Annotated in this window: 21 protein-coding genes; 10 read left to right on the top strand and 11 right to left on the bottom strand. The window is 66.5% G+C overall.

Annotated features, from left to right (window positions below):
* Positions 1 to 150: 150 nt before the first annotated feature.
* Positions 151 to 1,692 carry a flavin-containing monooxygenase gene (locus HEQ22_RS11030; RefSeq protein WP_432767944.1) on the bottom strand — a complete coding sequence of 514 codons (1,542 nt, stop codon included), beginning with the start codon at positions 1,690 to 1,692 and terminating at the stop codon, positions 151 to 153.
* A 192-nt stretch (positions 1,693 to 1,884) separates the two neighbouring features.
* On the opposite strand from HEQ22_RS11030, the gene HEQ22_RS11025 reads away from it, so the two are divergent.
* Positions 1,885 to 3,009, top strand: coding sequence for a DUF47 family protein (locus HEQ22_RS11025; protein ID WP_432767943.1), 1,125 nt, complete (start codon positions 1,885 to 1,887; stop codon positions 3,007 to 3,009).
* Between the two features lie 15 nt (positions 3,010 to 3,024).
* A complete protein-coding gene (locus tag HEQ22_RS11020) occupies positions 3,025 to 4,038 on the top strand; it encodes an anion permease (protein ID WP_432767942.1) in 1,014 nt (337 codons plus the stop codon).
* Here the strand turns inward: HEQ22_RS11020 and HEQ22_RS11015 are convergent, their stop codons facing one another.
* Positions 4,039 to 5,517 (bottom strand): DUF4403 family protein, encoded by a 1,479-nt coding sequence (locus HEQ22_RS11015; protein WP_432767941.1) that lies wholly within the window; start codon positions 5,515 to 5,517, stop codon positions 4,039 to 4,041.
* Between the two features lie 551 nt (positions 5,518 to 6,068).
* Between HEQ22_RS11015 and HEQ22_RS11010 the strand changes: the two genes are divergently transcribed.
* Positions 6,069 to 7,091: a hypothetical protein gene (locus HEQ22_RS11010; protein ID WP_432767940.1), complete on the top strand. Its 1,023-nt coding sequence runs from the start codon at positions 6,069 to 6,071 to the stop codon at positions 7,089 to 7,091.
* On the opposite strand, the gene rimO is transcribed toward HEQ22_RS11010, so the two are convergent.
* Positions 7,088 to 8,455, bottom strand: coding sequence for a 30S ribosomal protein S12 methylthiotransferase RimO (gene rimO / locus HEQ22_RS11005; protein WP_432767939.1), 1,368 nt, complete (start codon positions 8,453 to 8,455; stop codon positions 7,088 to 7,090). The genes HEQ22_RS11010 and rimO overlap by 4 nt on opposite strands.
* Positions 8,456 to 8,562: 107 nt before the next feature.
* Between rimO and HEQ22_RS11000 the strand changes: the two genes are divergently transcribed.
* Complete coding sequence (locus tag HEQ22_RS11000; RefSeq protein WP_432767938.1) at positions 8,563 to 8,889, top strand: DUF423 domain-containing protein; 327 nt, start codon at positions 8,563 to 8,565, stop codon at positions 8,887 to 8,889.
* 10 nt (positions 8,890 to 8,899) lie between these two features.
* On the opposite strand, the gene HEQ22_RS10995 is transcribed toward HEQ22_RS11000, so the two are convergent.
* From HEQ22_RS10995 to serS, 4 genes are all read right to left on the bottom strand, one after another.
* Positions 8,900 to 9,967, bottom strand: coding sequence for a potassium channel family protein (locus tag HEQ22_RS10995; protein ID WP_432767937.1), 1,068 nt, complete (start codon positions 9,965 to 9,967; stop codon positions 8,900 to 8,902).
* Positions 9,964 to 11,052, bottom strand: coding sequence for a peptidoglycan DD-metalloendopeptidase family protein (locus tag HEQ22_RS10990; RefSeq protein WP_432767936.1), 1,089 nt, complete (start codon positions 11,050 to 11,052; stop codon positions 9,964 to 9,966). The genes HEQ22_RS10995 and HEQ22_RS10990 overlap by 4 nt, the downstream gene beginning before the upstream one ends.
* Positions 11,053 to 11,119: 67 nt before the next feature.
* On the bottom strand, positions 11,120 to 11,884 hold the full coding sequence (gene surE, locus HEQ22_RS10985; RefSeq protein WP_432767935.1) for a 5'/3'-nucleotidase SurE: 765 nt from the start codon (positions 11,882 to 11,884) through the stop codon (positions 11,120 to 11,122).
* Between the two features lie 105 nt (positions 11,885 to 11,989).
* Positions 11,990 to 13,264, bottom strand: coding sequence for a serine--tRNA ligase (gene serS, locus HEQ22_RS10980; RefSeq protein WP_432767934.1), 1,275 nt, complete (start codon positions 13,262 to 13,264; stop codon positions 11,990 to 11,992).
* A 275-nt stretch (positions 13,265 to 13,539) separates the two neighbouring features.
* Between serS and HEQ22_RS10975 the strand changes: the two genes are divergently transcribed.
* The 4 genes from HEQ22_RS10975 to HEQ22_RS10960 all read left to right on the top strand — a co-directional run bounded on the left by HEQ22_RS10975 (position 13,540) and on the right by HEQ22_RS10960 (position 16,243).
* Positions 13,540 to 13,968 carry a hypothetical protein gene (locus HEQ22_RS10975; protein ID WP_432767933.1) on the top strand — a complete coding sequence of 143 codons (429 nt, stop codon included), beginning with the start codon at positions 13,540 to 13,542 and terminating at the stop codon, positions 13,966 to 13,968.
* Positions 13,969 to 13,989: 21 nt separating this feature from the next.
* A complete protein-coding gene (locus HEQ22_RS10970) occupies positions 13,990 to 14,583 on the top strand; it encodes a hypothetical protein (protein ID WP_432767932.1) in 594 nt (197 codons plus the stop codon).
* Positions 14,584 to 15,303: 720 nt separating this feature from the next.
* A complete protein-coding gene (gene dksA, locus HEQ22_RS10965; protein WP_432767931.1) occupies positions 15,304 to 15,765 on the top strand; it encodes an RNA polymerase-binding protein DksA in 462 nt (153 codons plus the stop codon).
* A gap of 88 nt (positions 15,766 to 15,853) precedes the next feature.
* Positions 15,854 to 16,243, top strand: coding sequence for a PilZ domain-containing protein (locus HEQ22_RS10960; protein WP_432767930.1), 390 nt, complete (start codon positions 15,854 to 15,856; stop codon positions 16,241 to 16,243).
* Positions 16,244 to 16,293: 50 nt separating this feature from the next.
* Here the strand turns inward: HEQ22_RS10960 and HEQ22_RS10955 are convergent, their stop codons facing one another.
* Positions 16,294 to 16,452, bottom strand: a complete 159-nt coding sequence (locus HEQ22_RS10955; RefSeq protein ID WP_432767929.1) for a YdcH family protein — start codon at positions 16,450 to 16,452, stop codon at positions 16,294 to 16,296.
* A gap of 124 nt (positions 16,453 to 16,576) precedes the next feature.
* Between HEQ22_RS10955 and HEQ22_RS10950 the strand changes: the two genes are divergently transcribed.
* Both HEQ22_RS10950 and HEQ22_RS10945 read left to right on the top strand, forming a co-directional pair.
* Complete coding sequence (locus HEQ22_RS10950) at positions 16,577 to 16,774, top strand: YdcH family protein (RefSeq protein WP_432767928.1); 198 nt, start codon at positions 16,577 to 16,579, stop codon at positions 16,772 to 16,774.
* A 141-nt stretch (positions 16,775 to 16,915) separates the two neighbouring features.
* The gene (locus tag HEQ22_RS10945; RefSeq protein WP_432767927.1) at positions 16,916 to 17,377 is read left to right on the top strand and encodes a DUF1465 family protein; all 462 of its coding nucleotides are present in this window, start codon (positions 16,916 to 16,918) and stop codon (positions 17,375 to 17,377) included.
* A 24-nt stretch (positions 17,378 to 17,401) separates the two neighbouring features.
* Here the strand turns inward: HEQ22_RS10945 and HEQ22_RS10940 are convergent, their stop codons facing one another.
* From HEQ22_RS10940 to HEQ22_RS10930, 3 genes are read right to left on the bottom strand one after another with little or no spacing between them, the layout of a single operon-like run.
* Complete coding sequence (locus HEQ22_RS10940) at positions 17,402 to 18,523, bottom strand: aminotransferase class V-fold PLP-dependent enzyme (protein ID WP_432767926.1); 1,122 nt, start codon at positions 18,521 to 18,523, stop codon at positions 17,402 to 17,404.
* A 22-nt stretch (positions 18,524 to 18,545) separates the two neighbouring features.
* Positions 18,546 to 19,721: a PrnB family protein gene (locus HEQ22_RS10935; protein WP_432767925.1), complete on the bottom strand. Its 1,176-nt coding sequence runs from the start codon at positions 19,719 to 19,721 to the stop codon at positions 18,546 to 18,548.
* Between the two features lie 4 nt (positions 19,722 to 19,725).
* Positions 19,726 to 20,361, bottom strand: coding sequence for a helix-turn-helix domain-containing protein (locus HEQ22_RS10930; protein WP_432767924.1), 636 nt, complete (start codon positions 20,359 to 20,361; stop codon positions 19,726 to 19,728).
* Between the last annotated feature and the right edge of the window lie 16 nt (positions 20,362 to 20,377).

Below are 20,377 nucleotides of genomic sequence, written 5' to 3'. Positions count from 1 at the left end.
ATAGAGTAAGGTGTAAATATAGGCAGGGCGAATGTGCGACCGCGATTGCAGCCATTTTGGCGGTATCGCAGTCAAAGGTCGAGACATTTCACGAAATGCTGCTGCCGGTCGCCCGGCGTGTTACGCCAAAGCGCCGATGCTGCCGGCTGGTTATTCGGCGGCTTCGAGCGCCGCCGCCGGCGTTTCAGCTGCCGCGGCGCGCGCATGTCCGAAGCGCAGCACGCCGTCGTCGATCGCGCCCGTTCGCATGTCGATGCGGTCCTGGACATAATTCTGGCTGAGCCGCCACGGCAGCGCGGCGGTGCTTTTCGGCATGATGTGCATCGAACGCTGGATATAGCCCGACGAGAAGTCGAAGACATTTTCCTCTTCGAGGCTCGCCGGGTCGGCGAGCGCCGGGGTTGCGACGCTGGTGCCCGTGTCGCGCATATGATTGAGCACGCGGCAGACATATTCGGACACGATGTCGGCGCGCAGCGTCCAGCTGGCGTTGAGATACCCGAACACCGCCGAAAAATTGGGGACGTTCGAGAACATGCACGCCTTGTAATAATAATGTTCATGCCAGTTCACGGTTTCGCCATCGACGCGCACCGGGATTTTTCCGGCGACCGCGAGGTTGAGTCCGGTCGCGGTGACGATGATGTCGGCGTCGAGATGCTGGCCCGACTTCAACTGGATGCCGGTCGCGTCGAATTTTTCGATATGGTCGGTGACGACCGACGCCTTGCCCGCCTTCATCGCTTCGAACAAATCGGCATCGGGGACGAGGCACAGCCGCTGGTCCCACGGATCATAGGGCGGGGTGAAGGCTTTGGCGTCGTAGCGATCGCCCAGGCTCGCCTTCAGCTTGTTGGTCAGATAGTCTTTGACCTTCTCGGGTTTTTCGCGCGCGCGGCGAAAAGCGATGTCCTGCAGGCGGACATTCTTGAAGCGCGTGATCTTGTACGCGAGTTTTTCGGGCAGGAATTTGCGGAGGAAATTGGCAAAGCCGTCCTTCGCCGGCCGGATGAAATACCAGGTCGGGGTGCGCTGAAGCATCGTGACGTGCGCGGCTTCCTTCATCGACGGGACGATGGTGACCGCGGTTGCGCCCGATCCGATGACGACGACCTTCTTGCCGGCATAGGCAAGATTTTCGGGCCAGAATTGGGGATGGACGATCTGACCCTGAAAATCCTCACGCCCCGTAAACTGCGCGTCGAACGGCTTGTCATAGTCGTAATAGCCCGAGCCGAGATAAAGCCAGCGCGCCGTCGTGGTCGATACCGCGCCCTGGCCGTCCTCCATCGTCACCGTCCAGCGCGCCGCGGCGCTGTCCCAGTCGGCGCCCACCACCTTGCGCTCGAAGCGGATGCGGTCGCGGATGCCGCGCTCGTCGACGATGCGATTGAGATAATCGAGGATCGCGGGACCGTCGGCGATCGATTTTTCATGCTTCCACGGCTCGAACACGAAACCCAGCGTGTGCATGTCGCTGTCCGAGCGGATGCCGGGATAACGGAACAGATCCCAGGTTCCGCCAAGGTTGGCGCGCCGTTCGACGAGGCCGAAACTGCGGTCGGGGCAGTTCATCTGAAGATGGACCGCCATCCCGATGCCCGAAATGCCGGCGCCGACGATCAGCACATCCTGATCGACGGGGGCAGCCGTTTCGCCCGCCGTGCGTTCCATGGTCGCGGTGCCTGCCATGTTGTCGTCTCCCAATTGTCTTTGGACGCAGCTTACGCACCACGTTGCATTTTGCAATCGAATTGACGTTTACGGAAAGCGGCGGATCGCGCCGCTGTGGCTTGTCGCTGTCACAATATTGTCATAGAGGCGACGCCGCTTTGTCATATTCCGGCAGCTCTGCCGTAGCGAACACAGGAAACCCTTGGCCCGATGCGGCAGATCGCTGTCCTTCCCTATCGATTCGGCGGCCCAGCGCAGGACGGGCCAACCGAAATCCTGCTGATCACCTCGCGCGAGACGAAGCGCTGGGTGGTGCCGAAAGGCAATCCGCTGTCGGGGATGACGCGTCACGCCGCCGCGGCGGTCGAGGCCGAGGAAGAGGCGGGTGTCACCGGCGCGGTGTGTCCGACACCAATCGGCAGCTATGAATATCGCAAACGCCGGGCGAACGGCGCCTCGATCATGTACAATGTCGAAGTCTTCCCGCTCGCCGTTACGAACGAGCTCGACGAGTGGAAGGAAATGGATGAACGCGAGCGCAAATGGTTCTCGTTCAGCGACGCTGCGACGGCGGTCGACGAGCCCGATTTGCAGGCGCTGATCCGCTCGTTCGGCGACAGCGGCTTTCGCGCCGTCGCGCAGCCGCGCGGCGTCGTCCACAATGTAGTAGACAAGGCAGGGGTTAGCTGGATGTTCGCATGGTTTCAGCGTTTGCTGCCGCGACAGGGAAATTTTTTCGAATTGTTCGAAAGTCACGCCGCGACGCTGGTCGCCGGGGCGAACGCCTTGTCGCGGATGTTGCAGGGCGGCGAGGGCATGGCCGACCATGTCCAGGAAATCATCGAACGCGAGCATGACGCCGACGCGATCACCCGCGAAGTGTTGCAGACGGTGCGCCGCACCTTCCTGACCCCGTTCGACCGCAGCGCCATCACCGACCTGATCGCGTCGATGGACGATGCGATCGACGAAATGCAGAAGACCGCGGGGGCTGTCGATCTGTACGACGTCACCGAATTCGAGCCCGAAATGCGCGACATCGGCGGGATCATCGTCGATGCGGCGCGGCTGACCGCCGAAGCGTTGCCGCTGCTCCGCAACATCGGTGCCAATGGCGCGCGGTTGCACGAGCTGACCGAGCGGCTGGTGCGGATGGAAGGCCATGCCGACGAGATTCACGCGGTGGGGCTGAAGCGCCTGTTCCGCGAGCATGGCGAGGCCAACCCGACGCGCTTCCTGATCGCCCGCGAGCTGTTCCGTCACCTCGAGCGCGTCACCGACAGTTTCGAGGATGTCGCCAACGAGATCGACGGCCTGGTCATCGACCACGCATAAGCGGGGACGCAAACCATGCACGAACTCGCTTTCCCGCTCCTCGTCGGCCTGGTCATCCTGGCGCTGGCGTTCGATTTCCTGAACGGGCTGCACGACGCCGCGAACAGCATCGCGACCGTCGTCGCGACGCGGCTGCTGCGGCCGGTGCAGGCGGTGATCTTTGCCGCTTTCTTCAACTTCGCCGCCTATTTCCTCTCGGTCATCTTCCCCGAACTGCACAAGGTGGCCGAGACGATCGGCAAGGGGATCATCGACAAGGATCTGGTGACTCCGGCGGTCGTGTTCGGGGCGCTGGTGGGGGCGATGTTCTGGAACATCGTCACGTGGCTGAAAGGCATTCCCTCCTCTTCGAGCCACGCGCTGGTCGGCGGCATCGTCGGCGCCGGGGTGGCGCATGCGGGGTTCGAGGGGATCGAGTGGACCGGGCTCAACAAGACCGTCATCGCCATCTTCCTGTCGCCGATGCTCGGCATGTTGCTGGCAATGCTGGTGATGCTGCTCAGCAGCTGGGCGCTGCGCCGCGCCACCGCCAATTTCGCCGAAAAGACCTTTCGCCGCCTCCACCTGCTGTCCTCGGCGGCTTATTCGGTCAGCCACGGGCTGAACGATGCGCAAAAGACGATGGGGATCATCGCGGTGCTGCTCTATTCGACCGGCTATATGGAGGGCGAGTTTCACGTGCCGCATTGGGTGGCGTTCAGCTGTTATGTCGCCATCGCTTTGGGCACGCTGTCGGGCGGGTGGAAGATCATCGAGACGATGGGCGGGCGGATCACCAAGCTGTCGCATCATCAGGGCTTTGCCGCCTCGACCGGCGGGTCGATCATGGTGTTCACCGCCAGCCTGCTCGGCATTCCGGTGTCGACGACGCACACGATCACCGGCAGCATCATCGGCGCCGGCGTCGCCCGCCGCGCGAGCGCGGTGCGCTGGGGCGTCGCCAGCAATGTCGTCGCGGCCTGGTTCATCACCATCCCGGCGAGCGCCGCGGTGGCGGCGATATTCTATGCGATCACGCGGCTGTTCTGATCATCCTGCCGGGCGATAATCGACGCGGGCCCCGCCGACCATCCGCACCGGCAGGTACAGGCCGTTGCCATAGGCCTTGATCGTGCCGATTTCGAAATTGTCGACATGGGTGCGGATAACGAACGGCCCCTCGCGCCGTTGATCGACCGCGCGTTTGATCTTGCCCTGCAGCTCGCCGAGGTCGCGGGTGAAGTTCTGCGTCAACGCGGCGGCGATCAGCGGCGCAAAACCCTCGCTGCGGCCGAGCAGGATGAGCAGGTCGCCGCCGACCCCGTCGGTGTCGCCGTTGATCGACAGCCGGGTAAACCGCACTTCGGCCGATCCCGGCTCGTTGACCGGCACCGCGGTCATCCACAGGCGGCCGCGCGTCGGCACGCCGCTGCGCTCCGCGAGCTTGGCATCGACATCGACCCCCACCGCGATGCGGCCGCCCGGCGCGCCATAGATGGTCGATTTGCCGAAGGTCACCATCATCGATCCGAGTTCGGGCAGGACGAAGGGGCGCGCCGAGCGCTTTCGCAGCGCGCGATCGACCACCGGTTCGAGCTGCGCGTAGTCGGCGAGCACCGGCACCCGCACGTCGAGGTGCGGCGCGGGCTGCGCGCGCACCAGGCGCGGCAGCGGCGTCGGGGCGGGATCGGTCGGGCGGCCCGAAACGAAGGTCTCGGTAATCGCCTCGAGCCCGAGGTTGAGCCGCATCCGCTGCCCGTCCATCCGGTAGCCGCCATACAGGATGCGCTGCGGCGTGACGCGCATCCACACCGGCGGCTTGTCGCGGTTGAGTTCGAGCGCGGTGAAGCTTTGCCGCCACACCTCGGACGCTTGCCGGCGGATGTCGATCCGGGCGATTTCGCGGTTCACCTCGCGCTCGACGTCGCGGATGACGGGTTTCAGCTTGGCGTCGGCCTCGTCGGTAAAGGTGATGCGTTTGCCCAAAAAGTCGATCCCCGGTGCCTTGGTCCAGCCATAGCTGATCCGCGCCGTCCCGCGCGTCTGCCAGTCGGGGGTGACGTCGATCCTGACCCGCGCGTTCGCCATCGCGGCGCCGGTCGCAGTCTCGCCCTTCAGCACTCCGCCGACGTCGCGCGCCGCGATCGTGGCGCTCAGCGGCACATCGACGACAATCTCGTCGCCCACGCCGCGCAGCCGCAGCGGGCCGCGCGTGACGCGCCCGACGATGGTGCAGGGGATGGCGGGGGTCACCTTGACCTTCTTGCCGAAGACCTTGACCCGCTGCGGCTGCACGCACGCCTTTTCGCGGCGGTTGATCGTCCACAAGGTTTTCGGCACCGCGCGCTCAAGCGCCCGCTTGAGCGCAGTGGTGTCGGCATCGATCGGGACCGCGATCATCGAGGTTTGCGTCGGCGAGGGCGCGGTGTCGGTGGCGCGCGGCGGCGCTTCGACCGCGGTCTTGCGGTCACAGGCGGTGAGCGCCGGTGTGAGGAGAAGGGTGGCGGTCGCCAGCTGGATTAAACGCATATGGTGCCCCTGATGCGGTATCGACGATGTTATAACAGCAGCCGGGTTAAAGCGTTGCCGTCGGGGCGGATCGGGTCCGAAAGCGACGGAAAACTGCGTAACTTCACTCGGAATTTGCGTTCTGCGCGTTTTTGCTCACCCCGTCTTCGTCACCCCGATTGATCCGGGCGCCACGTGCTGCCGCCATGACGAACATGCGAGGCGGGCGTGGGGGCCGAAATGTCGGAAAACCGGGTAACTTCACTCGCGATTCGACTTGCGCGCGTTTGCTTTGCGGGCCGCCCATTCGCCTTAAGGCGACAAACGGTACGGACGTGCCGGGTGCGATCGTCCCCTTTGTCGCGTTAAGCGAGAGACCGGGCGAACCCGCCAGCCGAGGTCTGCCAGCACAAAAGATAGGCGGTGAGAGGGAAGAAATGCCCGGCATGGGTGAAGGCTAACGCGGCGGAATTTTGTAGGACAGCGTTTTTTTGACTGACATGGTCGGCGTATTGTCCACTTTGATTTCCATAGCCGTTGACCGTCGCCGGTGACCGCAGCATGCCGCCTGAATGGAAATGACGACCAATTTGCTGCCGCCCGAATTGGATGCCGCGCTTCAAAGGCTTGGAGTAAAGCTTGAAGCGGGCGACCGCCTAGATGCAGAGGCCCGGGATGTGGTCAAACAAATGGCAGATTTGCCGCCCGCCGCGGTCGTGGGCCTCGACAGCCAAATTGCTGTTTCTGCCAAGCTTTGGCATCGCCCCAACGGTAACCGGGTCCTAGCGAAATTTTGGGGCGACGTGACCGATGCGGAGCAACTACTTCGCACGCCCTTGCTCGAATATATCTTCCTCTTTCACCACGACGGCCGGCTTCGCGAGTCCGCCTTGCAAAGAGCCGTGGGCGGGATCCCCTCGGCCTTTCTGTTCGCGGCTATTTGTTGGCGCTTGAACGATTGGGCCGCACCTGTCCGGAAAGCGGCAGCGAAATGTGCTGAGCGATGCTTTCCGGCAACCGATCCCGCAGTCGTCGCGGCGGCGCTATCGGACCTGATGCAGCGAAAGGATAGCTGGAGCCGCTGGGAGGAGGAGCGTCAATTGTTCGAAGACCAGATGTCGCGCCCCGCGGTCGCCCGCAGTCTTGTCGCGATCATTGCCGAGCGCCCGACCGGCGCAATGGCAAAGTTGCTGCGGTCGGCATCAAAAACTCCGCATCTCGATCGCTATCTTGACGAGGTTTTTCGCTCTGCCGTCCAGCCTGCGGTGCGGGCAGCCGCTCTGCGCATGTTGCTCCAAGGTGGAGCTGTGTGGCCGGTCGGTCGCGGTTGGCAGTGGATCGACAAATCGATGGGATTGCGACGTTGGGTCATGATTTTTGATCGCCGGACAATCGATGTTGAGACGGCTCCTGAAGACCTCGTCGGACGGGGTATCGATGACAAATCTGCGATGGTTCGTGGCGTCGCATTGTCCGGTGCTATTCGCCATCTGCGTGGGACGACGATTGAGCGCGTTTATGCCGACAAGCTAAAGCACGATCGGTCGCGATCCGTCCGCGAACGTGCCAGATTCATCCTCGATCACCCGGTTTAGTTGGTCGCCCCAAACAGATCATGCTCGTCGGCGTCTTCGATTTGAACATCGACGATATCGCCGGCTTTCAATGTCGCCGCGACATCGCGCAGGTACACATGCCCGTCGATCTCGGGCGCGTCGGCCTGTGAGCGGCCCGTCGCCCCGATGCTGCCGTCGTCATCCGCCTCGCCGACCTCGTCGATGATCACCGGCAGCGTGCGGCCGATCTTGGCTTCGAGTTTCGCGGCGCTGATCGCGGCGGTCTTTTCCATGATGCGCTGGTAGCGCTCTTCCTTGAGTTCCTCCGGCACCTGATCGCCCAGCGCATTCGCCTGCGCACCCGCGACGGGTTCGAAGCGGAAGGCGCCGACGCGGTCGAGCTGGGCTTCGTCGAGCCAGTCGAGGAGATACTGGAAGTCGGCTTCGGTCTCGCCGGGGAAGCCGACGACGAAGCTCGAACGGATCGCGATGTCGGGGGCGATGGCGCGCCAGTTCTTCAGGCGTTCGAGCACCTTGGCTTCGTTCGCGGGGCGCTTCATGCGCTTGAGCACGCTCGGGCTGGCGTGCTGGAACGGGATGTCGAGATAGGGCGTGAGCAGTCCCTCGGCCATCAGCGGGATGACCGCGTCGACATGGGGGTAGGGGTAGACATAGTGGAGGCGCACCCACGGGGCATTGCCTTCGCTGGTCTGGAGCTGACCCAGTTCGCGCGCGAGGTCGGTCATGTGGGCGCGGACTTCGCGGCCCTTCCACTGGCGCGGGTCGTGGCGCGTGTCGACGCCATAGGCCGAGGTGTCCTGGCTGATCACCAGCAGTTCCCTGGTCCCCGCGGCGACGAGCTTTTCGGCCTCGCGCAGCACCGCGTCGATGCGGCGGCTCACGAGTTTCCCGCGCAGATCGGGGATGATGCAGAAGGAGCAGCTGTGGTTGCAGCCTTCGGAAATCTTCAGATAGCTGTAGTGGCGCGGGGTGAGCTTCAGCCCGCCCTCGGGCACCAAGTCGATGAACGGACCTTGCGTCGGCGGCGCGGCGTCGTGGACGGCGTCGACGACCTGCTCATATTGATGCGCGCCGGTGACCGCGAGGACGCCCGGGAAGCGCGCGCGGATGACGTCGGCTTCATTGCCCATGCAGCCGGTGACGATGACGCGGCCATTCTCGGCCATCGCTTCGCCGATCGCCTCGAGGCTTTCTTCCTTCGCCGAATCGAGGAAGCCGCAGGTGTTGACGAGCACGACGTCGGCGCCGGCATAGTCGGGCGACAGGCCATAGCCGTCGGCGCGCAGCTTGGTCAGAATCCGTTCGCTGTCGACCAGCGCTTTCGGACAGCCGAGCGACACCATGCCGACCTTCGGCTGGGAGGGGAGGGTTTTGGTTGCCATGATTGGCGGCGCCCATAAGCAATTTTTACGCGTTTGTCACGCGCCGCTCGCTGCCGCTATAGGCGCGCCGATGCGGCCGGACTGCCGCGTGGAGGAGGATAGCGACGATGATCGGGGTTTGGGCGGCGATTTCGGCGGCGCTTGCGGTCGCGGCGGGGGCATTCGGCGCGCATGGCGCCGCGGGGCCGCAGCAGGCCGAGTGGCTGCGGACGGGCGGGCTGTACCAGCTGATCCATGCGGTCGCCGCGCTGGCGATCATGGGCTTTGCCCGCGGTCCGGCGATCCTGCTGTTGGTCGGCGGGGCGATCTTTGCGGTGTCGCTCTATGCGATGGCGCTGGGCGCGCCGCGGTGGCTGGGCGCGGTGACCCCGATCGGCGGCGGGCTGCTGATCATCGGCTGGCTGTGGGCGGCTTGGCTGTTCTGGCGGGGCTAGGTTCCTGGCTTCAGCCCCCCGGCACGCTCGCTTCGCACGGTTCGCAGCGGATGACCTCGACGATCAGGTCGCCGGCGGCAAGATGCTGCGCTTCGGGTTCCCAGAAGCCATAGGGCTTGCCGCCGCGATAGACGCGCAGCCCGCGGCCTTCGCTGGTGAGCTGGTCGATGCTGCGGCCGATTTCCTCGGCGCTGACGAGGCGCTCGCGGAGCTGGACGCGACCGCCGATGCTGGCGAGGTCGGCCATATAGTCGGCGACATGCGCGCCCTGCGCCGAACCGGCGAGCAGCAGCCCGGTGAAGCTGACCGGGTTGATGACATTGTTGGCGCCGGCCTGGCGGGCGAGCAGTTCATTGTCCTGGGCGCGGATGACGACGCTGATCGGCACTTTGGGCGACAGGTGGCGGACGGTCAGCACCATCAGGATCGACGTGTCGTCGCGCCCCGCCGACACCAGCACCGACTGCGCGCGCGCGATATGGACGTCGATCAGCGTGTCGTCGTTCGACGCGTCGCCCTGGAGCACGTTGCAGCCGATTGCCTCGGCCTCTTCGATCCGCGAGGCCGACTGGTCGATCACGACGATGCACGACGGGTCGGTGCCGCGCGCGATCAGTTCCTTGACCGCCTCGCTGCCGCTGACGCCGAAGCCGAGTACGACGATATGGTCGGTGAGTTGTGCCTGGATGCGGGCCATACGCCATTTTTCCCATGAGCGTTTGAGGACGAAATTATAGGCGGTGCCGACGAAGATAAAGAGCACCGCGATGCGGATCGGGGTGACGATGACCGATTCGATCAGCCGTGAGCGGTCCGAGATCGGCGCGATGTCGCCGAACCCCGTCGTGGTGACCGAGATCATCGTGAAATAGACGACGTCGAGAAAGCTGATGTGGCCGTCGTGATGGTCGATCAGCCCCTCGCGATCGAACCAGTGGACGAGGATCACGACGCCGATCAGGGCGAAGGCGAGGCTGAGCCGCGCCGCGACATCGGCCCACACCGGCCATTTGCTCGCGCGGCGGAGCGGCTGGAACCGGTACTGGGGTTTCGCTTTCGACGGCTTGCGATCGGTCATCGCGGCGGCAGCTGCTTCATCGGGTCGATCGGTACCCGATTCTTGCGCAGCTGGAAATGGAGTTGCGGCGACTGGACCTGTCCGGTGGCGCCGGCCAGCCCGATGGTCTCACCCGCCTTCACCGCCTGGCCGCGCTGGACGTCGATCTGCGCCGCATGGCCATAGGCGCTGATCCAGCCGCCGCCATGGTCGATCAGGACGAGCCCGCCATAGACGGCGATCTGGTCGCCGGCATAGGCGACGACGCCGTCGGCGGCGGCGTGGATCGGGGTGCCTTTGGCCGCGGCGATATTGATGCCGTCGTTGACCTTGCCCGGCGCGAGGGCGCCGAAGCGCGCGACGATCGTGCCGGTGAGCGGCCAGCGGAAGCGGCCGGCAAAGTTGACGGGCGGCGCGACGGCGGTGGTCACCGGGCGCCGCGGCGCGGCGCTCGCGGCGGCGGGCTCCGCGCGCGCGCCAAGCGCCGGCTGGCTGCCGGTCGCGATGTCGTCGATGTCGAGCGCGAAGGCGGCGGCGCGCGACGCGACGTCGACCTGGCGCGGGGTCAGCGGCCGGGCGGCGCGCGGCAGGCGCAGCCGCTGGCCGACGCGCAGGATATAGGGCGCGGCGAGCGCGTTGATCGTCACGATCTCGCCCCAGTCGGCGCCATAGGCCTGCGCGATGCCGATCCCGGTCTCGCCCGCGGCGACATGGTGATAAAGGCCACCGGGAATCCGCAGCTGCTGCCCCGGGCGGAGCAGATAGGGCGGGGCGAGGTCGTTCTCCATCGCCAGCGCCTCCGATCCGGCGCCGGTCATCGCGCCGATCGCGCGCAGCGTGTCGCCGGGGCGCACGGTGTAGACACCGGCCTCGACATCGCGCGCGGTCGCGGCAACGGGCTTCAGCTCCCAGGTTGGGCGGGCATCGCCGCCCATGACGTCCTGGCGCTGCCAGTCTTCGGCGGAGTCGGGGGCGGGATCGGGCAATGCCGCGCTGGCGGGCAACGGGCGGCTGGCCGGCCCCGGCCCGCCGGTCGCCGGAATACAGCCGGCGAGCAGCAGCGCGCACGGCAACACCGACCAAAGATTATGCTTAACGTCCCCCACAGCCCCTCTTTGCCAAAGCAAAGCGATGGTGGCTAGACGGTTTTAAGCGATCGCCCTCGCTTCCGGATCAGCCGCCATAGGCGCCGCGCAGGGCGGCGAGCGACGCATCGTGCGTCAGGTCGAGCTGGAGCGGGGTGACCGAGATATAACCGTCGTCGATCGCCTCGAGGTCGCTGTCGTGGCCCGGCGAATGTTCGATGCCGTGCAGCCCGAACCAGAAATAGGGGTAACCGCGCGGGTCGGTGCCCTCGACGATCGAGCCGCGCCCGTAATCGTGGAAGCCCTGCCGTGCGACGCGAATGCCGCGAACCGCTTCGGCGGGCAGCGCCGGGAAGTTGATGTTGATCATCGTGCGCGGCGCCATGGCCATCGCCAGCAGCGGGGCGAGCACCTTGGCGCCCCAGGCTTCGGCGGCGCCGAAGGGGACGGTGTCGGCCATGCCCTCGCGCGCATAGACCTGGCTGAGCGCGACCGCCGGGATGCCCGCCAGCGCGCCCTCGATCGCCGCCGACACGGTGCCCGAATAGGTGACGTCGTCGCCCAGGTTGGCGCCGCGGTTGACCCCCGACAGGATCAGATCGGGCTTTTCGGGCATCAGCTTGCCGATCGCCATCATCACCGAATCGGTCGGGGTGCCGCTGCACGACCAGCGGCGCGGACCATGTTCGCGGATACGCACCGGGCGCGACAGGGTCAGCGAATGGCCGGCGCCCGACTGTTCCTCGGCCGGGGCGCACACCCAGATATCGTCGCTGAGCTGACGCGCGATGGTCTCGAGGACGGCAAAGCCGGGGGCGTGATAGCCATCGTCGTTGGTGAGGAGGATGCGCATCGTTTTTCTCTCTTCTCCGTTCGCCCTGAGCTTGTCGAAGGGCCGTTCTTTCTTTTGGCGTTCAAGAGAAAACGGTGTTTCGACAAGCTCAGCACGAACGGATTTTTACGGGGTCAGGCGCGTGATGCCACCCATATACGGCAGCAGCGCTTCAGGAACCATGACACTGCCATCCGCCTGCTGGTAATTCTCCAGAATCGCGACGAGCGTCCGCCCGACCGCGAGGCCCGAACCGTTGAGGGTGTGGACGAACTCATTGCCCTTGGCGCCGTCGCGGCGGAAGCGGGTGTTCATGCGGCGCGCCTGGAAATCGCCGCAGTTCGAGCAGCTCGAAATCTCGCGATACGCGTTCTGGCCCGGCAGCCAGACCTCGAGATCATAGGTCTTGCGCGCCGCAAAGCCCATGTCGCCGGCGCAGAGCAGCATCCGGCGATAGGGCAGGCCCAGCGCCTCGAGGATCGCCTCGGCAGCGCGGGTCTTGCGTTCGAGTTCGGCGTCGCTGTCTTCGGGGCGGACGACCGAGACCAGCTCGACCTTCCAGAACTGGTGCTGGCGGATATAGCCGCGCGTGTCGCGCCCCGCCGACCCGGCCTCGGAGCGGAAGCAGGGAGTGAGCGCGGTCATGCGGAGCGGCAGGTCGGCCTCGGGCAAAATCTCTTCGCGCACCGCGTTGGTCAGGCTCATCTCGGCGGTCGAGATCAGCCAGCGGCCGTCGGTGGTCTGGAACAGATCCTCGCGGAACTTGGGCAGCTGGGTGGTGCCGAACGCCGCCTCGTCGCGGACCATCAGCGGGGTCGCGCATTCGGTGTAGCCCGCCTCGATCGTCTGCTTGTCGAGCATGAACTGGCCGAGCGCGCGCTCGAGCCGCGCCATCTGCCCTTTCAGGAAGGCGAAGCGGGCGCCCGACATCTTCGCCGCGGTCTCGAAGTCGAGCCCGAGCGCGGGGGCGAAGTCGGCATGTTCCTGGGCTGCGAAGGCGAACGTGCGCGGGGTGCCCCAGCGGGCGATCTCGACATTGCCGTCTTCGTCTTCCCCGTCGGGAACGTCGGCGGCGGGGAGGTTGGGGAGGGCGGCGAGCATGTCCTGCAGCTGCGCCAGCTGCGCGCGCTCGGCGTCTTCCTTCGCGGGCAGCGCGGTCTTGAGGTCGGCGACCTCGGCCTTCAGTGCTTCGGCCTTGTCCTTGTCGCCCGCCGCCATCGCCTGGCCGATCAGTTTCGATGCTTCGTTGCGGCGCGCAAGTGCCGCCTGGATCTCGGTCTGCAGCGCGCGAAGCGCGGCGTCCATCGCCAGGATTTCTGCGGACAGGGGCGCAAGCCCGCGGCGGGCGAGGCCGGCGTCGAAGGCTTGCGGGTTTTCGCGGATCAGGCGGATATCGTGCATCGCCGCGCTATGGCGTCGCGGCGCGGGCGGTGCAAGCCTGTCCTTGTTCGATCCTCCCTGTGGCGCAGCCATGGGGAGGGGGGCCGTCGCCGCGAGCGGCGGCGACGGTAGCGCCAAGGCCCCTCCGTCAGTCCTTCGGACTGCCACCTCCCCATCGCTGCGCGACAGGGAGGATCATGGTCTGACGGCGCCGAGCGGGAGCACACAAAAACAGGGCCGCCCGGTTGGGGGCGGCCCTAGATCGGTGGCCGGGTTTGCGCCCCGACCGCCAGTGGATGGCTTATGCCGCGTCCTGGTCCTGTTTCTGGTCGTTGCGGTTCGCGGCGCGGCGGCGCGCGACGAGCGCGGCGGCGGCGGCGCCGAACAGCAGCATCATCGGCGGCGCCGGCACGGGGGTCGGATCGCCCGACGAACCGCCGCTGGTGCTGCCGCCCGAGCTGGACGAGGACGAACTCGACGACGAGCTGCTGCTCGACGAGGAGGAGGAAGAACTGCCGCTCGAGGCGCCGAAGCTGCTGCTGCCGCCGGTGGCGCCCGACGAGGTCGCGCCGCTCGACGAGCTGCTGCTCGACGACGAGGAGGACGAGCTGGACGAAGAGCTGCCGCCGCTCGACGACGACGAGCTGCCGCCCGAGCCGCCCGAACCGCCCCAACCCGAACTGCCGCGCGAGCTGCCGTCACCGTGCGAGCTGCCGCCGCCATAGGAGCTGCCGCCCTTCGAGGAATTGCCGTGCGAGCTGCCGCCCTTCGAGGAATTGCCGTGCGACGAACCGCCGTGCGAGCTGCCGCCCTTCGACGAGGTGCCGCCGCCCGACGAGGACGAACTCGATGAGGAAGAGGACGACGAAGAGGACGAGCTGCTGCTCGACGACGACGACGAGGAGCTGACGTTGCCCGACGAGGTCGAAACATTGCCCGACGAGGTGGAGACGTTGCCCGACGAGGTCGAGACGCCGCCGGTCGAGGTGCTCACCCCGCCTGTCGAGGTGCTGACGCCGCCGGTCGAGGTGCTGACCCCGCTCGAGGTGCTGACACCGCCGGTGGAGGTCGAAACGCCGCCGGTCGAGGTCGAGGTGCTGACGCCGCCGGTCGAGGTGCTGACCCCGCCCGAGGTGCTGCTGCTCGTCGTGCTCAGGCCGCCGGTGGTCGTCGAGGTGATGACGACGCTGCCGCTGCTGCCGCCGCTGCTCGAACCGCCGAAGAAGCCGCCGAAGAAGCCGCCGCCAAAGCCGCCGCCAAAGCCGCCGCCGACCACGGTGACGCCGCCGCCACCGCCGCCGCCTTCAAAGCCTTCGCCGCGCGACGGGAAGGGGGCATAGGGAATGGGGGGCAGCGGGATCGTCTGCGTCACCACCTGGGTCTGCGGGGTCGCGGTGCGGATCACCCGCTTCGTCGTCACGACGCGGCGGACGCGCTTGACCGGCTTGCGGGCCGCGTGGCGCTTGCGCACGACCTTCTTGGCCGGGCCGGCACAGGGCGAGCAGGACTGTGCCGCGCGCGCTTTCGGCACATCGGCGATCTGCATCGCGCCACTTCCGATCAGGGCACCGCCACAGGTGCAGGCGCAAAGTTTCGCGAGGGCCATTCGGACAGACATAGGTTTCTCTCTCTTTTCCCGTTGCAGGTGCGGCAGGGCCACCGCCGACGCCTGGATGCACCTTCCACTGCCCCCAAAAGGCCAAAGCTTTATGAACACGGCAATCGTGTTAACTGCGTTTGTCTGTCCGACAGCGGGACTTGGCGAGCGAAATCAACCCTAATGACGGCAACTGTCCCAAAACAGCACGTAAGTCAGTGCAATTCCATGCAATTGGTTAATAATCGGCCCTGAATCGGGTCGCCGCAGCGGCGATCGGACGCTGCGCGAGAATCGCCGCGAGCCAGCCGAGGGCGGTTGCGGTTCAGCCGCGCTTCACCCCGCCCGCGCTACCGACCGCATCGGCGCTTGTGTCGCTTGGTGCGGCTGGTTATAGGCGCGGCGCATTCCTTGGTCCGCCATCACGGCGGCAAGGCGACAGGAAAGGACGCGAGAGCCCCCCATGCCGACCAAGATTGCCGACGTTGGCGCCGACGCGCTGCTTGCCGCCAAATCCAATCTCGATTCGGACTATGTGCCTCGCGATGACGAGCCGTTCATGAACGAGCGGCAGCAGGATTATTTTCGCGGCCTGCTGCTCGCCTGGAAAAAGTCGATCCTGACCGAATCCGAATCGACCCTCGCCCACCTGCAGGACGGGCCGCTGCGCGAACCCGACCTTGCCGACCGCGCGTCGAGCGAAACCGACTGGGCGATCGAGCTTCGCACCCGCGACCGCCAGCGCAAGCTGATCGCCAAGATCGATTCGGCGATCCGCCGCATCGACGAGGGCGAATATGGCTATTGCGCGGTGACCGGCGAGCCGATTTCGCTCGCCCGGCTGCAGGCGCGCCCGATTGCGACGATGACGCTGGAGGCGCAGGAGCGCCACGAACGCAACGAGCGGATCTCGCGCGAGGATTAAGGGCGCCACCGCGCCTGCCATTTACATTTCGGCAAGGGCTTGCGCCTAGATTCGCGCTTTGGACACGCAACGCGGAGAACAGGTCGCAATGGAATCGCGCGGACCGGTAACATTGGACGAAGAAGTGGCGGCGCTGTCGCGCAGCACCGACCGCGACAGCCTGTTCATGCAGGCGGGGCTGGTGGTGAGCGGGCGCCCCGACCGCGTCGTCGTGCGCGTGCGCAACCTGTCGGCGGGCGGGATGCTGGCCGAAAGCCCGGTCGTCGTGACGCAGGGCGCCAGCGTCGAGGTCGATCTGCAAAATGTCGGGCCGGTGCCGGGGCGCGTCGTCTGGGTCGGCGAGGGCAAGTTCGGCATCGCCTTCGACCGCCAGGTCAATCCGCAGGCGGTGCGCCGTCAGGTGGTATCGCAATCGGATTTGCCGCCGCATCTGCGGCGGTCGGGGCTGGAGCGCGGCCCTCTCTACCGCCGGCGCTGATGCGGTCCACAAGGGACGGCACCAGCCGGCGGTAGCGGCCGGGCGATCAATCAGTGGACCGCCAGCATCTCTTCCTTCAGCCTGAGTTTCTGTTTCTTGAGATGTGCCACCAGCGCCCCGTCGGGGGCCGGTCGGCGCTCTTCATTCGCAATCTTTGCATCGAGGTCCGCGTGGCGCGACTTCAACGTGGAAAGGTGCGACATGCTCATTGGCCATTCTCCTTTTCGACTCGGGTTGGCAGGGGGAGTAAAACATGAAACGCCGCCCTTGTCGTCGCGATTCGGCGAGACGGTCCCCGTTGCGGACGGACGGTGATCGTGGCAGGAGGACGAGGTGAATCCCGAAGAAATCGTCCAGCGCCTCGAACTCCTCCGCATCGAGCATCGCGACCTCGATGCCGCGATCGTTGCGCTTGCCGGCGGCGCGATGCCCGACCAGCTGCAACTGGCGCGGCTGAAAAAGCGCAAGCTGCGCCTGCGCGACGAGATCGCCTGGTGCGAGGATCAGCTGGTTCCCGACATCATCGCCTGAGCCCTCCGGTCGCCGGCGCCGGTCACGGCCAGCCGACTGAATCAAAACGGGACGCGCGCGGCGCGCAAAATGATGGTTAGCGCCATTGCGGCGGCGGCGACGGTCATGCCATTCTGGCCCGATGTCAGGGGGCAATGGGTCATGAGGACGAGCGGACTGCCGGTGCAGCGCGCGCAGGTCGAAAATCTCTATGTCGAGGCGATGCTGCTCGCCGACGAGGCCCATGCCGCCTTTGTCGCGCAGCGCGAAACCGGCTGGATCGGCGGCGGCGCGGCGCGCGACAGCCTGTTGCAGATCGGGCTGGCGTGCGAGGCGCTGAAAACCACGACGCGGCTGATGCACATCATCGCCTGGCTGCTGCACCGCCGCGCGATGATCGCGGGCGACCCCGGCGCCGGCCCCGCCGACAGCGCGGCGCGCATAGGCGATCCGGTCGCCGCCGACTGGGCCGTCTGCCTGGGGTTCGAATCGAATGTCCGCCGCATCGTCGCGGCCAGCGAACGATTGTTCGAGCGCATCGCCGCGATCGAGGCCGGTTGGGACACGCCGTACGCGGTCACCCCGGTGCAAACGATGCTGGCGCAGATCGAGGCGCGCATTTAGCCTGCGCCGCCGCCGTCGCCGGGATCAAATCCGCGCGAGCGCCAGTCGCTGTCCGCGCAGCCGCTGCCCGATCGCCTCCGCTTCGCCGACGGTGTTGTAGATATGCGGGGACAGGCGCAGCACCGTGCCGCGGCGGTCGAAGCGGCACGGCAGCCGGGTGAGCGCATCGGCCACCGCCGCGATGTCGGCGGCGGTCAGGCACAGGGTGCCGCCGCGCCCGCCGACATCGAGATCGACCTCCGCTGCGTCGGCGAAAGCGGCGATGAAGGCGCGGTTGTGCGCGAAAACGGCATCGACGCCGATCTCGGCGATCGCCTCGATGCCCGCGGTGGCAAGCACATAGGGGGCGATCGACGGGGTGCCGCCCCAGAAGCGCCGCGCATCGTCGGCATAGCGAAAATCGTGAATGTCGAACGCGAACGGGTCGGCGTGCGAAAACCAGCCGACGTTGACGGGCGCGAAGTCGGCGAGGCGATCGCCGCGCACCCACAGATAACCGGCGCCGGGACCGCCGCAGAGCCATTTGACGCACGAGCCGATCGCGGCATCGACCCCAAGCATCGGCAGGTCGATCGGGACGATCCCGGCCGACTGGCAGATGTCGAGGATCGACACCGCGCCCGCGCCCCGCGCCGCGGCGGCGATCGCAGCGGCCGGGGCAATGAGGCCGAGGTTCGAATGGACGTGCATCGCGACGACCGCGGCGACGCTGCCGTCGATGCGGCGCGTCCAGGTTTCGGGCGAGGACGGATCCTCGTCTTCGGGGATGAGGTCGAGCCGGTATCCCAGGCGCTCGAACTGCTGCAGGGCGAAGCCGATCGACGGGAAGCTGTGCGCCGAGGCGACGAGCCGGTCGCGGCCCGCTTCGCGCGGCAGCCCCGACAGCAGGCTGGCGAGGGCGGCGGACACTGAGGGCTGGGGGCATATCTCGCGCGCCTCGACCGCGAACAGGCCCGCGAGAACGGCGCGAAACCGGTCGATCGCGCCCAGCCATTCGGGCCAGCCGTCGGACCCGAGCGTCGCCCACGGTTGCCACAGGTCGCGCTCGACGCGCGCGCGCGCGGTGCGCGGCAGGCAGCCGACCGAATGGCTGAGCATATAGGGGCCGGGGCCGGGCACCTCGAAGCGGGCGCGATGGTCGCTCATGCGCGGCTCACTGGTCGCCGGCTCACTGGCCGAGCGCGGCGCGCAGGCGGACAAGGTCGGCGTGGCGCGAGCGGCCCGCCGGGTCGGGCTCGGCGCAGCGATAGTCGCGCAGCGTCGCCAGCGCGCGCAGCAGCACCTCGAGCGGCGGCCCGCTGGCGGTGATCCCCTGCATCTGACTGGCGTCGAGCGCCGCGGCAGGGCGGACGATGAATTTTTCGACGAGCAGGTCGTGATGCTGGCGCGCGGTGGCGGCAAAGGCGTCGCACACGCCCAGGAAAGCGCGCGCGTTGGCCTGGAACCAGTCGGTGCCGGCGCAGTCGTCCGCGAGCAGCAGCAGTTCGTCGAGCAGGCTGCGATAGGTCATGCATTCGCGCAGCCGCGCCTGTTCGGACGGCAGCATGAACGGCATCTTGTCGACGAGCAGCTGGGCATAATAGGGATCGTTGGCGCGGGTCAGCCCCAGCAGCAGGTCGATCTCGTTGATCCCCGAAAAGTCGCCGGCGTTGGCGCCGCGATATTCCTGCCGCCCGACGCGATAGGGTTTGTAATAGGGGCGGACGCAAAAGAAGAAGCGGTCCATGTCGAGCAAGTCGGCGAGCCGGGCGTTGAAGGCGATGACGTCGCCGAGGGCGCTGCGCGCGTCGTCGAACAATTGCGCCGCGATCGGGCTGGATACGCCGAGGTGGACGACGCGACCGAGCGCGTCGGCGGCGCGCTGAAGCCCCAGGATGCCGCGGGTGTTTTCGTCGATGAACAGGAATTCGTCGCTGAGCGAGGTGAAGCTTTTGCGCACCCCGCGCACCGCAAGGTTGTGCGTCGCGAGATGCGCGGTGGCATAGCGCGGCGCCATGCCGATCGAGGCGCCGACGTGCAGCGCGAGCGACGAGGCCTCGGGAAAGGGCGAGCGCTCCTCGCGGTCGGGGTTGGTGAGTTCGTGGCGGCGCAGCGCGCCCAGATACATGCCGACATTGCCGAGAACGCCGAACGCGCTGCTGAAACCGTCGCCGGTGTTGCCCTCGGCAAGCAGCGCGGCGATGTTCCGGTGGCCCTCGTCGCGCAGCCGTTCCTTGATCGCGTCGCCGGTGCCGATCACGCGGGCGCGGTCGTCCTGCGCGAAATACAGCTCTTCCAGCGCGGTGTTCATATCGACGAAGGGGCCGCGAATCCACGCGTCGAACGATGCGGCGTGCGATGTCATCGGGTCACATGCCGCCTTCGCCGTGCAGGCTCATCAGCGAATCCATCAGCCCGTCGTCGGCACTCGAACAGACGCCGAGGCACACCGCTTCTTCGCAGCCGTCGGCGACGACATAGGCGTGCCCCATCGACGAATCGAGATAGATACCCTGACCCGCCTCGAGCACGACGGGGTCGTAGAATTCGGTGTGCACCGCCATGCGGCCCTCGATGACATAGATAAATTCCTCGCCCTGGTGGCGGACGAGGTCGCCGAACTCATGGGCGCTGTGGGCGCGGATGCGGGTGATGATCGGGATCATCCGCTTTTGCCGCAGGTCGGTGCAGAGGTAGTGATAGTCGTAATTGTCGGTTTCGACGCGCACCGCATTGTCGATCGTGCCGATGCTGCGCCGCCCGGTGACCCGCGGCGCATTGTCCTCGGTTCCTTCGGCGAACAGGTCGGACATGCGGATGTTGAGGCGCTGGCTCAATTGCTGGAGCTTGTCATAGCTGAGCGTCAGCCGGTCGTGCTCGACCTTCGACAGGGTCGAGACGGGGATGCCCGATTTCGCGCTCATCTCCTTCAAAGTCCAGTCGTTTCGCGCGCGAATGCCGCGCATCACCGCGCCCAGGGTCGGCGGCGTCGGACGGTCCGCCATCAGTTTTTCCAATCCC

This window comes from Sphingopyxis sp. (assembly GCF_050916055.1).
In the GTDB taxonomy this organism is placed as follows: domain Bacteria; phylum Pseudomonadota; class Alphaproteobacteria; order Sphingomonadales; family Sphingomonadaceae; genus Sphingopyxis.
Note: the sequence above shows the minus strand (reverse complement) of the source record. Positions and strands in the feature narration are given on the sequence as shown.